The organism is Paenibacillus sp. HB172176, assembly GCF_011947265.1.
Classification (GTDB): domain Bacteria; phylum Bacillota; class Bacilli; order Paenibacillales; family Paenibacillaceae; genus Pristimantibacillus.
Genome location: NZ_JAATHD010000029.1, coordinates 59,927 through 72,422 on the forward strand (window position 1 = coordinate 59,927; position 12,496 = coordinate 72,422).

Consider the following 12,496-nt stretch of genomic DNA (forward strand, 5'->3'; position numbering starts at 1 on the left):
TCCTCTAGGATTTGATATTGAATCTGCCGCTTCTATTCTGAGTCAGCCCCTTCACCGCTCGATGGTAGGTGACATCCTCATCCTCCGGTCCAAGCAGCAGGTCCTGCGTGAAATGCAAGTAATCAAGCGTCATTCTCACAAGCTGCTGGTTGAATTCATTCAAATTTTGCAGCTCCGAGATTACCGCATTGAGCTCTCTCCATAATTGCTGCAGCTTCTGCTTCTCTTCCGCCAGATAGACATACTGAATCAGCTTCTCCATCTTGAAGGAACGCTCGCTTCCGGAAATCCTCTGGGAGACCAAATATTTGCCTACCAAGAGAGAACGATGCTGCTCGAGCGAAATGATGCGTTCCAGCGCCTTCTTCTCTTTGTTCGAAATGTACGAAATCGCATCCAGGTTGTTCTGCTTGATGCCCTCCGTCTTCGCCTTGCTATATTCAACAAGCTGCCGATGCTCGTCTGTCAGTTCCTGCAGTACGTTCACAATCTGCTCAATATGCGGATTCATGGGTTACTCCTTCAGGTAAGGAAGCAGCTTCTCGGCAATCTTGCCCGCTTCCACATGATAATTGCCCGATGTTATCGAGCGCTTGAGCTGATCGATCTGTTTGGCTCTCTCCGCGCCTTGCAGCCCGTTCGCGCTCAGCATCTCCTTGGCCGCAGCGGAGATTTGAACCTCGTCTTTGCTTTTCGCTTTCCTGGCTCCGCTTGCGCGCATCTCCGATTGCTTCTGATAGGAGCCCGTTCCGCTAATCCGGTTCGAATCATTTATTTTCAACTTCATCACCTCATAACATTACTTGCAAAATAAAAAGAGCCGAAATACCTTTAAAAGTATTATCGGCTCTGCGGAAGTATTTATGAATAGTGCGTTTTAATTATCTTTTCTTATATTCGCCCAGACCCTTGTACGCGCCTCGTACAGACGATTCCTGCTGTTTCATCTCGGCGGTCTTGGCATCATTGCGCTGCATCTGCTGGGTATCCTTCATCAATCTGGCCCGACAGGCATCGCAAATATGGTTCTCTCGAATAAACGTTCCGCACGACTCGCAAGGATAAGACAAATTCGGAGCGTTCATCATTGAAATTCGCCCTTCGCGAATGAATTTCGTAATTTGCTTGATCGAGACATTCGTCGCCTCGGAAAGCTCGCTTATGATGGCACCCTTGTATTCCCGCAAATAATCCGCGCAGCGCTGATATTCATTGTCAATCTCGCGAATGCATGCCGGGCATACATCTCTGAAGTTCTTGGCAAACAGCTTGCCGCAGCGAGGACAGTTATCCAAATTCATATGTTCAACCCCCTAATTCCGACTTCCACGGTCTATATATAGTTTAACGGAATCAGGAATGGATTTCATTAGTAGATTTGCAAATTGGATTGCTGACAATGCCATTCAAGCGGAACGATTGGCTATCGCGCAGCTATGAGCGCGCCCACGTCAGAACATAGACTTCGAGCAGCAAATCGATTTGCTGCTTGAGAACGAACGAGCAGGCTCCCGAAGTGCTTCCCGTCGTGTAGATGTCGTCAATAAGCAAGATGCGCAGAGGACGAGAGGAGATGGAGGAGGGTCTGCGGCTTTGTGGTTCTAGCATGAAATCCTTGTATAGACGCAGCAAGCCCGGGTTATCAATGGCAAAAAGCTCACGGGCATCCCTTACTCTCTCGGATCTTGATTTAAAGCTCATTTTCCCGGTATGACGAACTCTGCGCAGCAAGCTGTACAGAGGCAGATCGAAGCTCGCGGACAGATGCGATGCCAATTGCTCCGCCTGATTGAAGCCCCGCTCCATCGCGCGCTCCTCGGTAATCGGAACATATGTAAGCAAGTCCCAGCATTCCCGGCAGCTCGCGGAATCAGGATAGAGGGAGGTCGTGAGCCGCCGAAGGGCAGGAACAAGCATCTCCCCGAGAAGCGGAGCAAGTCTCTCGTTACCCCGATACTTGTATTGCGCCAACCATTCTCTCATTGAATCGCTGTATATGACGGCGCTGCGATTCAGCTCGAAGGACCGCTGCGGCTGGCGTTTGCAATCCTCGCAGGGAATGCCTCGTCCGCATAGGGGACATAGTATGCGATGCAGCCAGGGAATGTCGGACAGACAGCTTCCGCAGAGCTCATGAATCAGCATTGAAGTCAGGGTGGGAGACAGGCCGGAAGCTTGCGGCGCGCCTATGACCGATCCGCCGCAAATCGCGCAGGAACGGCGGCTGGGAGATAACAAATACAAGGATTGTACGCTTGTCTTACGAAGCGCGGATAAGAGTTGGGATAGTTGCTGCAGCATGTTGTTCACGGCCTTCGCTTCCCGTCTGCCGGCTTCCCTTCAAGGAAGCCTTGCTTGAACGCCATCCGATTCATGCTTCGGATATGCTTCAACGCTCGTATCTGCTCAGAATTCCGCTCTCGTGCGAAGAAGTAGACGCTTCCTGCCGGGTCAAGCGCCGAACGGCCTGCTCTTCCCGCCATCTGTACGAGCGAGGCTTCGTCGAACAGCCTCCCATCGGCGTCCATCACGAAGACATCGCTCTTCGGAATCGTCACGCCGCGCTCCAATATGGTCGTCGTGACCAAGATGCGGTATGCGCGGCTGCGAAAGTCTTGCACCTTCTGCGCCCGCTGCGGATCCTTCGAGGAAGTGGCGGCGATTAGCGAGCTGCCCAGTCGCTGCTTCAGCAGGTTAGCCAGCTTGTCCGTATGATCGATTCGATCGACGAAGATGAAGATTTGCGCGCCGCGTTCCAGCGACTGCTTCAAAGCGTTCCGAAGCGAAGGCGGGAGCTTGCCCGTCGCAAGAATTTGGGTCATGGCGGGCGACCGCTGAAGGCTCGGTACAGGCAGCGGATTGAGATGATAGCGAACGGGCACTCTGGCATGCTCCAATTGTCCCCGTTTTGCCGCAAGCTGCAGCTTGCGCGGAGGCGTGGCGGACAGCAGCAGCCTCGGCGCGTTCGGCAAGCATGCGTTATCCGCCGCATAATGAAGCAAGGGATCGTTCGCATAAGGAAAAGCGTCTATTTCATCGATGATGACAAGATCAAAGGCTTCACAGAAGCGCAAAAGCTGGTGGGTGGTAGATAACGTGATTTGTCCCCGCTCCCACTTCTGCTCGCTGCCGCCGTACAAGGTCACCACGCTCGCTTCGGGGAATGCCTTGCGAATGCGGGGATCAAGCTCAATGACGACATCCCTGCGCGGCGAAGCAATGAGCGCTTGTCCTCCTCTCTTCAGCACAGAGTCGATAAGGGGAAAGATCATCTCGGTCTTGCCCGCGCCGGTCACCGCCCATAGCAGGAAACTGCGTATTTGCTTCGGCTCTGACTCCGGAAACTTGCAAGATCGCTCTGGCATTTGCCGCCGCATGGCTGCTTGGCCGTCCAGCCCCATGATTGCCGTCAGTGCGTTTTTGAAGCGATCGGGAATGGAGGGGCTTCCGGATTGTGATGATTGCGGATTGCGCAGTGCGCTGCGCAGCCAGCTTGGCCGCCATAAGCGGCTCCCTGCTCCCGTCAGGTCATTCGACGCGCCTCCCTTGAGCGTGACTGTTCCCGACGGGCTGCGTGGCACCGCTCCTCTGAGACGCTTGGATGCAGAACGAGGGAGCTCCGCATTCCTATCTCGTATTCTCCTTGATGGATTGTTGGGAGGCTGTGCTTCTACAAAATGAAGCGCCTTCGCCGCTGCCGCATGCTGCGCAGGACTTAAGCTCCACTTGGCAAGCCGCTCGTCGATGCTGCCGGGGAAAAATGGCGGAGCTTTGCGATGAGCCGGCTTCGCACCGCCGCCGTCCCAAACGGCCGATACATAGCGTCCGCGTATGAGCAGCTCGCATTCCTTGCTTCGGCCCATGCCAATGCAGGCCTCGCAATAGGCGCAGGATGCGCCGCACGCAAGGCAAGCCGTGCGGCGCAGCTGCGCTTCGCCGCTGCCGCAGCGCCGGCAGCGCAGCTCCTTCGATCGCCCGCCCGCGGCAGGGGCGATCGCGCCGCTGAGGCGCACGAGCCCGAGCAGCGAAGCAAGCTGGAACGCTTCGCTCCAGCTTGCTTCGGCGCCGGGCAACGTTGCGCCGGCGAGCAGGTCGCGCGCTTCAGCGCTCAAGAGCGCGCGGCCCTGCAAGAGCGCGGCGGCGAGCTTCGCCGTCGCCGCCAGCTCCGCTTGGCGGGCGGCGCTGAGCGCTCCGCCCTGCACGTCGCCCGCCACTCCGCATCGCTCACCACTCGCCGTTCCGCCCTGCACGTCGACCGCCACTCCGTATCGCTCACCACTCGCCGTTCCGCCCTGCACGTCGCTCGCCACTCCGCATCGCTCACCACTCGCCGCTCCGCCCTGCACATCGGCCGCCACTCCGTCGCTGCCGGCGAGCGCTGCCGCCGGCAGCCATAGCTGGGCTCGCGCCCCAGCGCCAGCGTCGATTTCGTCGCTGCTGCGCAGCCGCAGGCGAGCCCTCCTCCTTCCCGCTTTGCCCGGCCCGCTCGAAAACTTTACTTTCTCCCCATCATGTTCCTTATGGTTCAATGACATCTTTCTGCCCCTCTCTCTGCCAGATTTCAGCCCGCTCGCATTTGCCTTCATATCCGCGATAATGAGCGCAAGCTTGTTCAATGCTTCTTTATCCGCTGCTTCAACATTCCTCCAACACTCGACGACGCGACAAGCTTGTCCGAGCGGAAGCGGCTCCGTCCAGAACCATCCCCTTTCGCCGCTCGCAACATCCCAGCCTTCAGCAAACCAATATATATAATCGACTCGAGGCGCAATAGTCAGATTGGCTTCCCAGCAGCCCTCCCGCTTAATCGCATACACATAAGCCCGCATCCATTCCCTCCTTCAGCTTCCAGCCGCACACGAAAAAGCACACCCGACCAACACGGATAAACCGCATTGCCGAGTGTGCTTCACTCTATAACCCATATTTCATTGTATGCCAGATTAAATTCAATAAGATTATATGTCACAAACCGGAATTGCACAAGCTCTTTCTGCAAGGAGCCGGGACAGCATCTTCTTAATAAGGCATCTTGGACAAATCTGCCGGGTTTTGAAGATCAATCAGCACCGCATGCTCGGATTCCGTTACAATGCCTTCGGCTTGCAATACCCACAATAATTGCGCGCTGTCCGTCTTTCCCGTCATGCCGCTTCCGCCGACTCCTCCTGCGCCATCACGATGATTTCCTGCCGAATTCTCGCCGCTTATACCAGCTTCATCATCCAGCTTTTGTTCCCGATGCAACACCAATTCATTGCCGCTCCGCTTCCACCTCTCAAGAACAGCATACGCATCCTCCGTAATTCCGCGATCTACAACCGTCACCCTTACATTCTTGCCCATCCATTTTGAGAACGAGAACAGCTTTCTAAGATGCCACTCCGCATTCATAAAGCTATTGTCCGCTATGAACACATAATGCTTGCCTTCGTCCATGCCTCCCCGTCTTCTTAACCAGAAGGCCAGATGAACCAACACTGCCGCCAGCGAATAGCAACCTATTATAAAGCATAGAAGCTCCAACATGCCGGCCACCTCCTCTTGGTGACACTATATGCGATTTGGGCTCTATCGGTTACGATATGCGGACAAGTGACCTCCCTTTGACACCGAATATCACCGTTCGACAAAAATTCCCAAAAGTACTACATTCTTAGTCAAAAATACACTCTTGTCCAATTACCCCATTATGTTATCATTCTTTTACAATGCCCTGCATATATACAATCATTCAGGCTACATAGCGGTCAAATTCACTGCCGTCCTGCGCACCTTGTCCCTATAGTCCGAAATTATGTTTGATTCGAGGAGAGTGAATATATGTTCAAAATGAAAAAACAGCTCGTCATAGCTCTTTCCCTTCTGCTGCTGGTTTCTCTGACCTTCGGTTCCATTGCGTTGGCCGAAGGAGCAGCCAATTCGGAAAATACAAACGCCGCAAGCAGCAGTGCCTGTACGCAGTATTCCAAGCATTTCGGCAAAATTCAGGAACAGCCTGGAACCCCCTTCATCGTCATTAACGGGGATGGGACCGCAACTGCCAAATTTATAACAACGGAGAATTGCGTCGAGGTTAGCTTCTCCGTGTATACGTATGAGGGGGATCCGACTCCTTATGACAAGCAAGTTCATTTCGACGGAAGCTCGCAGCGTTACGACACTGCCGGCAGCTATGAGTTGACGATTGATCTCCCGACCTGCGGCAAAGCCCAACTCGACCTCTATGCCGGTCCGATTCAAGAGAAATTGGAGGCCGTAAACGGCCATGCCGCGCTTACACTTCGCAATTTCTTGATGTATGCTGCAACTGATTGCACGACAACAACGCCGACGCCTTCGTCGACACCGACAAGCACGCCTACGGCAACACCGACAAGCACACCTACAGCAACACCGACAAGCACACCTACAGCAACACCGACAAGCACACCTACAGCAACACCGACAAGCACGCCTACAGCAACACCAACAAACACACCTACAGCAACACCGACAAGCACGCCTACGGCAACACCGACAAGCACGCCTACGGCAACACCGACAAGCACACCTACGGCAACACCGACAAGCACGCCTACGGCAACACCGACAAGCACGCCTACGGCAACACCAACAAACACACCTACAGCAACACCAACAAGCACGCCTACGGCAACACCGACAAGCACGCCTACGGCAACACCAACAAACACACCTACGGCAACACCGACAAGCACGCCTACAGCAACACCAACAAACACACCTACGGCAACACCGACAAGCACACCTACGACGACACCTACGAATACACCGCCAACAGCAACACCGACGACCACGCCGCCTACAGAAACGCCATCAAGCACGCCGCCAACAAACTCGCCTTCGGATACTCCATCGGAGACGCCAATTATCGTCATTGACGAACCGGTGCCTGGGGGCGGGGGCAACCCAACCGATGTCGAGCATTCGACTGACGAAGTGGTTCCGCTGGACACCTTGCCAAAAACGGGCGAGAAGAGCTCCATACCCTATTACGTGCTCGGCACCATCATGACCATGACCGGACTTCTTACGCTTAAGAAACGCAAACGCCGGAGTAACAGCTAATCATCGCAGAACCAATCCGCAGCCAGCGCAGCCGATTCCCAAAAGACCAAAAAGCCCATGAGGAGCGCTCGATCGCTCGCCTCATGGGCTTCTTTTCAACTTCATAGACCTTACCGCAATTCATAAACCTACAGCGTCACCCAGCCGAACTTAATGGAATTGATAACCGCTTGCGTGCGATCGTCAACCTCCATCTTCTGCAAGATGCTGCTGACATGATTCTTAACCGTCTTCTCGCTAATAAACAGGAATTCGCCGATCAGCTTGTTGCTCTTGCCCTCCGCCATCAGACGAAGCACCTCAGCCTCGCGGCGCGTCAACGGACTGTCCTCCGCCGCAATATACTTCACGCCCGGCTCCTTCGCCGCGGCGGCTCCGGAAGCTACGCCCATCTCGTCCAGATACGTCATGCGGCGAAGCTGGTTGATCAGCTTGCCCGTTACCTTCGGATGAATGTAAGAATATCCTTGATGCACGGAGCGGATCGCATTAATAAGCGACTCCGCCTCCATATCCTTCAGCAGATAACCTGTCGCTCCTTTGCGAAGCGTCTCGAATACATAGCTCTCATCATCATGAATAGACAGAATAATAACCTTCACATCGGGAAACATACCCTTCAAGCGTTCCGTGGTGACAACGCCCGTCTCAATAGGCATATTAATATCCATCAGCACGATCTCAGGCACTTGATGATTGCAAAATTCCATAACCTGAATGCCGTCGCCGCATTCCCCGATGACCTCGATATCGCTCTCCATATTCAGAATGCGCTTAAGGCCCTCGCGAAACAATTGATGATCGTCGGCTAATAGTATTTTTATTGTATTCGAATTATTATTCACTGTCTGGTTCATTAGTATCATTCTCCTTTCTATGATCGGAAGTTGTTGGAATATCTATCATAATCTTCGTTCCTTGTCCCGGTTTTGAGTCTATCTCCATCCTTCCTTCTATCAATTCCACACGCTCTCTCATGCCGATTAGACCAAAATGCGTGTTTCTGGAGCTTGGTTTATCAACGGTTCCGACTACGAACCCAACCCCATTGTCATGAATCGTCAACGATATGACTTGAGGCTTGTAGTTGATATCAAGCGAAACATGCGAGGCATTCGAATGCTTGAGCACATTCGAGAATGCTTCCTGAACCAATCGGAAGACAGCGGCTTCCATAGCGGATGGCAGACGCGTTTCCTTGCCCGTGAGCTCGAATACCGTGTGCAGCCTGGACTTCTCTTCGAAGTCCTGCGTGAACTTGCGAAGAGTCGGCACCAATCCCAAATCATCCAGTGCCATGGGTCTTAAATTAAAGATTATTTTGCGGATTTCCTCCAGGCCGGAGCGCACCTGGGACTTCAGATCAACGAGTTCATCCTGCACAAGCTCGAATTGCTGCTTTATCATCATTCGTTCGGCAATTTCCGTTCGCAGCACGATATTGGCGAGCGACTGCGCCGGCCCGTCATGAATTTCTCTGGCAATTCGCTTGCGTTCTTCCTCCTGCGCCAGAATAATCTTGAGGCCGATCAATTGTCTCGTCTTCGCCGATTCTATAATGCGGGTGACTTGATTCAGATCGCCGGATAGATATTCAAGCACGACATTCATTTGCGAAGCGATCATCTCCGCTCTCTCTACCGAGGTCTCGACATTCCGAACCCTTTTCTGCAGATCGTCGCGGCGGGATTTCAAATAGCTTTCCTTCTCGCGATACACCATCAGATCGAGCTGAATCTGCGTCGCTTTCTCATAGGCTGATTTGATATCCGCTTCTTTGTACCGCACGAAATCTCGGCTGACCTCAGTCAGCCGAATTCGCGCTTTCCTATAATCTCTTTCAAGCTGATCCACCTTGTCAATGGTGTGGACGGTCTCTTGAAGCACTTGTTCCAATTCCTGCTCCAGAGCCTCTAGCTCCCCTCGAGCCGATTCGCAAATTTCAAAAATCTGATATTTGCTGTCCTCCATCACCTTGATCGCGTTGGCTATTACTTTGTTTATATCAACTGTAAGATGATCCACTACAGACAGGCACTCCTTTTGCAAAAAAGGATATTCGCTCTTATCATACCACACTTTAACCCTCTAAAGTCCAGCTTAATCTATCGTAATCTTTCTTAATTTATCTTCATAATCCACTTCAAAGCCCAGCTTTTCGGAGAAAAGACGCACAGGAATCAAGGTTCTGTTATTGCGAATAAACGGCGCAACGTCAGAGGTATAGCTCATGCCGTTCAGCGTATAAGCCTTCTCGCCGATCGTCATCTCGAGCAGATCGTCGCCGCGTATGACCGTCACCTTGCGCAGGGCGTCATTATAAAATACCTGAGCCCCCATCGCTTCCGTTACGAAGCGCAGCGGAACATAGGTGGAGTTATTTTGGAGAATTGGAGCCGCTTCGAGCGTGGCAGCCTTGCCGTCTATCGTCGCCTGCTGCTTCCCGATCGTCATGATCACCTTAGCTTTGGCCGGCTCCGGCACGACCGTTGGCGCGTGAAGCACCAGATTATCCATCGCTACCGCTCCGCTTGCTGCTTTCTTCGTGAAATCCTGATCCAGCGTTACGACATAGATGCGGGTCAGCTTGGCCGGAAATGCTATGCTGTCAGCTGCCAGATCGACCTGAATATTTTTCCACCCGGACCAGTTCAATTGCTTCGTGATATCGAGCAGATGCACCTTTCCATTCGCATCGATGACTTCCGCGCGCATCCAGTTGTTGCTGTTGTCGCTGAACACATCCATCGACAGGAATGACGGCGAACCCGACAACGTGCGTCCCGAGCCGAATACCGCATAAGAAGCGCTGGTGCCTGAGCTGTTCGTGAAGTCATAGCTGAGCTGCAGGGCTCTCCCGTTCTTCTGCTGCGGCAGATCGGATACCAGCTTCACGCTCCCCTGGGTCGTCCCCTCCGGCGTCACTTGCGCCGTAATCGCATAGCGGGAAACCTCGAAATCCTCAACGGAAGTCGCCTTCTCGTCCGATACGAACGGAATCATCGCGCCATAACCGTCATAACGAGCAATGGCATATCCTAGCTTGGCATCCTTCTCCACTTTGCCCACTGTGATTACGCCGTCCTTGTAGCTGCCCTCGAAGCCGAGGAATTCCCAACTGACCAGATCGCCGCTCAAGGAGTAAGTCTTGCCGTTGTTCAGCTTCACGGAAATCGGAGCTTTCAGCGTCGTTCCTTCGGTCAGAAGTCCAGGAGAAGCTTTAATCGACATGGAAGCGATCTGATCCCGGCCGATAACTTCAACATCGTAGCTCTGTTTCACAGCGCCATTCTGAACCGTAATTTGCGTCTTGCCTACCTTGCTCGCTGTAAATGTGTTGCCTTCGAATTTTCCGACATCGCCGGAAGCGCTCCATACCGTCTGCTCCTTATCGAGCGCGAATGGATTGTAATACGTATCATAGCCCGTAACGCTGTAGCTCGCCGTCTGCCCCTGGAACAGCACCTGGGAGCCCACAGGAATAAGCCCTTTCAATGCACCTTGCGGCGCCGTAGTGAAGACGCCGATCCCGTTCGCCACGTTGCGCTGCGACACATCCTGATTCGGATGCGCCAGCTGCACGGAAGTGCTTCCGAGAGGGCGTTCGACCATCGTTGTCGAGCCGCCTCCGTCGAAATTCATGCCTTTGTAAATGCCCAGCTTCAGCATAATCTGCTGCAGCTCCTTCAAGCTTAGGCCGGTGTTGCTGCCAGATTTTTCGCTTGTAATCATATACACCTTCGTGCCGTCCTTCGAGAAGCCGATGCCTGATCTGGACGTATACGAAGTGCCGCTCACGCCCGCCACATCCCGGGTGAAAGCAGATGCCGCTCCATTATTAATGAGCAGCGTATGGCCGCCGATAAGCATCGACAGTTGATCTGCCTCGATAGGCTGACCCGTTGTCTGAGAAACCAGGGAGTAATCGGAGACGACAGGCTGTCCAACCTGCAGATTATCGGTAATGAACTTCGCCGCCGTCCCGTGCGCGCGCAAGATATACCCATTCTCCGGAATAACGGTGTCAAGCGCCGCACCTACGCTAATTTGCGCAACAATACCGTCGATTACAAGCGCCTCTGTAGGCGTTGTAGCCGAATTCATCGGACGCTGGGCCCCTCCCCACGCACTGGTATAAATATACATCGTATTCACATGGCTGTAGGATACGCCGTCGACCTCCGGATTGTAGGCGGACTCGTTCAACCCTTCGAGCGGGAATACTTGGCCATTCTGCGCCGTAACCGCTCCGGTGAACGTATACGCATCGATAAGCGGCTTGCGGTCAGCGGTAAGAGCGAAGGCGTACATGCCCTTTAGCTTTGCCGGACTTGACATCAGGGTTCCGCTGATGATCTGCGCTCCAAGCGGCGCACCTTCGCCCGACATGACGAACACATCGGAGTTGATCCCCGCTACTGCGCCGTTCTCTTTGACCATATTCAGCACATTGTTCTTCTGGCCGATAGAATCATTCTTGCCGCTCATCGCGTTCAAGGAGACGTACGGATTCGTCAGATCGACTTCAATCACATGAACGGCCGTTTGCACTTGCTTCTTGTTTCTCACTGTATCCCATACGTATTCAAGCCGTTTTGCTCCGGCTGTTATTATCGATTGATTCACTAGCTTCAGCTGCGACTCAGTTGCAGTCGTTGCAGCGGTAGTTGTCGCAGTTGCGCTTGCATCAGACGATGCCGCGCTTGCTTGCGCTATGACTTGAGCATGCCAGCTTGCGGGCATGATGGATACGACCGGTTGCGCCAAGATGATGCCGCTTATTGTGACCGCTGCGACTTTCTTCCCCAAGCTGTTCGTCTGCCAACCGTTCTCTTTCGCTGGACTCTTCATCCGACCATTCATCTCGCGACTCTTCTTCTCAAGACTCTCCTTCTGCCGACCAATGTTGTTTCTTCCCGTACTCATAATTCTAGCAACTCTCCCATCCTATGTATCTATCAATATAGACTACAGAAATGGGAGAAAAGTTCCGAATTTCAAAAATTAAAATTGGTCCATTTAAGAACAGATCGTGCTTGCTAATTTGCTGCTCCTGCAAGTCGACTTTTTCGACTTACAGCTCTCCTCACACCGCTTTCCGTCTCTGTAAGTCGACTTTTTCGACCTACAGCGCTCCGTACGCACCATTTCGCCTCTGTAAGTCGACTTTTTCGACTTACAGCTCTCCTCACACCGCTTTCCGCCTCTGTAAGTCGACTTTTTCGACCTACAGCGCTCCGTACGCACCATTTCGCCTCTGCAAGTCGACTTTTTCGACTTACTGCGCTCCGTACGCACCATTTCGCCTCTGTAACTCAACTTTCGCAGCTTGAAATAGGTAGGTAGGCCTTGATGTAGCTGGGCAAAGCGGCGATCCAGTGTTGGAGTTGACGCTGAATCAAAGTCG

10 protein-coding genes are annotated in these 12,496 nt (G+C 53.2%); 1 reads left to right on the top strand and 9 read right to left on the bottom strand.

Annotated features, from left to right (window positions below; all coding sequences use genetic code 11):
• Positions 1 to 4: 4 nt before the first annotated feature.
• From HFP08_RS25375 to HFP08_RS25400, 6 genes are all read right to left on the bottom strand, one after another.
• Positions 5 to 511, bottom strand: a complete 507-nt coding sequence (locus HFP08_RS25375) for a flagellar protein FlgN (protein ID WP_168123431.1) — start codon at positions 509 to 511, stop codon at positions 5 to 7.
• 3 nt (positions 512 to 514) lie between these two features.
• Entirely contained in the window at positions 515 to 787 is a 273-nt protein-coding gene (gene flgM, locus HFP08_RS25380) for a flagellar biosynthesis anti-sigma factor FlgM (RefSeq protein ID WP_346768765.1), read from the bottom strand.
• Positions 788 to 881: 94 nt separating this feature from the next.
• Positions 882 to 1,301 carry a TIGR03826 family flagellar region protein gene (locus HFP08_RS25385; RefSeq protein ID WP_168123433.1) on the bottom strand — a complete coding sequence of 140 codons (420 nt, stop codon included), beginning with the start codon at positions 1,299 to 1,301 and terminating at the stop codon, positions 882 to 884.
• Between the two features lie 133 nt (positions 1,302 to 1,434).
• The gene (locus HFP08_RS25390) at positions 1,435 to 2,310 is read right to left on the bottom strand and encodes a ComF family protein (RefSeq protein WP_168123434.1); all 876 of its coding nucleotides are present in this window, start codon (positions 2,308 to 2,310) and stop codon (positions 1,435 to 1,437) included.
• Positions 2,307 to 4,829: an ATP-dependent helicase ComFA gene (locus HFP08_RS29390; RefSeq protein WP_240941869.1), complete on the bottom strand. Its 2,523-nt coding sequence runs from the start codon at positions 4,827 to 4,829 to the stop codon at positions 2,307 to 2,309. The genes HFP08_RS25390 and HFP08_RS29390 overlap by 4 nt, the downstream gene beginning before the upstream one ends.
• A 190-nt stretch (positions 4,830 to 5,019) precedes the next feature.
• Positions 5,020 to 5,529: a hypothetical protein gene (locus HFP08_RS25400; RefSeq protein ID WP_168123435.1), complete on the bottom strand. Its 510-nt coding sequence runs from the start codon at positions 5,527 to 5,529 to the stop codon at positions 5,020 to 5,022.
• Positions 5,530 to 5,823: 294 nt separating this feature from the next.
• Between HFP08_RS25400 and HFP08_RS25405 the strand changes: the two genes are divergently transcribed.
• Positions 5,824 to 7,089 (top strand): LPXTG cell wall anchor domain-containing protein, encoded by a 1,266-nt coding sequence (locus HFP08_RS25405; protein ID WP_168123436.1) that lies wholly within the window; start codon positions 5,824 to 5,826, stop codon positions 7,087 to 7,089.
• Positions 7,090 to 7,217: 128 nt separating this feature from the next.
• Here HFP08_RS25405 and HFP08_RS25410 read toward each other — a convergent pair whose 3' ends face one another.
• The 3 genes from HFP08_RS25410 to HFP08_RS25420 all read right to left on the bottom strand — a co-directional run bounded on the left by HFP08_RS25410 (position 7,218) and on the right by HFP08_RS25420 (position 12,015).
• Positions 7,218 to 7,946 (bottom strand): response regulator, encoded by a 729-nt coding sequence (locus tag HFP08_RS25410; protein WP_481856612.1) that lies wholly within the window; start codon positions 7,944 to 7,946, stop codon positions 7,218 to 7,220.
• Positions 7,927 to 9,060, bottom strand: a complete 1,134-nt coding sequence (locus HFP08_RS25415) for a sensor histidine kinase (protein ID WP_240941880.1) — start codon at positions 9,058 to 9,060, stop codon at positions 7,927 to 7,929. Before HFP08_RS25415 ends, HFP08_RS25410 begins: the two co-directional genes overlap by 20 nt.
• 129 nt (positions 9,061 to 9,189) lie before the next feature.
• Positions 9,190 to 12,015, bottom strand: a complete 2,826-nt coding sequence (locus tag HFP08_RS25420; protein WP_240941877.1) for a stalk domain-containing protein — start codon at positions 12,013 to 12,015, stop codon at positions 9,190 to 9,192.
• Positions 12,016 to 12,496 lie beyond the last annotated feature (481 nt).

Excerpts from the sequence above, each read along its gene's own strand:
- HFP08_RS25415 (WP_240941880.1), bottom strand. The coding sequence starts at position 9,060 with ATGGAGGACAGCAAATATCAGATTTTTGAAATTTGCGAATCGGCTCGA.
- HFP08_RS29390 (WP_240941869.1), bottom strand. The coding sequence starts at position 4,829 with ATGCGGGCTTATGTGTATGCGATTAAGCGGGAGGGCTGCTGGGAAGCC.
- HFP08_RS25385 (WP_168123433.1), bottom strand. The coding sequence starts at position 1,301 with ATGAATTTGGATAACTGTCCTCGCTGCGGCAAGCTGTTTGCCAAGAAC.
- HFP08_RS25420 (WP_240941877.1), bottom strand. The coding sequence starts at position 12,015 with ATGAGTACGGGAAGAAACAACATTGGTCGGCAGAAGGAGAGTCTTGAG.
- HFP08_RS25400 (WP_168123435.1), bottom strand. The coding sequence starts at position 5,529 with ATGTTGGAGCTTCTATGCTTTATAATAGGTTGCTATTCGCTGGCGGCA.
- flgM (WP_346768765.1), bottom strand. The coding sequence starts at position 787 with ATGAAGTTGAAAATAAATGATTCGAACCGGATTAGCGGAACGGGCTCC.
- HFP08_RS25410 (WP_481856612.1), bottom strand. The coding sequence starts at position 7,946 with ATGAACCAGACAGTGAATAATAATTCGAATACAATAAAAATACTATTA.
- HFP08_RS25405 (WP_168123436.1), top strand. The coding sequence starts at position 5,824 with ATGTTCAAAATGAAAAAACAGCTCGTCATAGCTCTTTCCCTTCTGCTG.
- HFP08_RS25375 (WP_168123431.1), bottom strand. The coding sequence starts at position 511 with ATGAATCCGCATATTGAGCAGATTGTGAACGTACTGCAGGAACTGACA.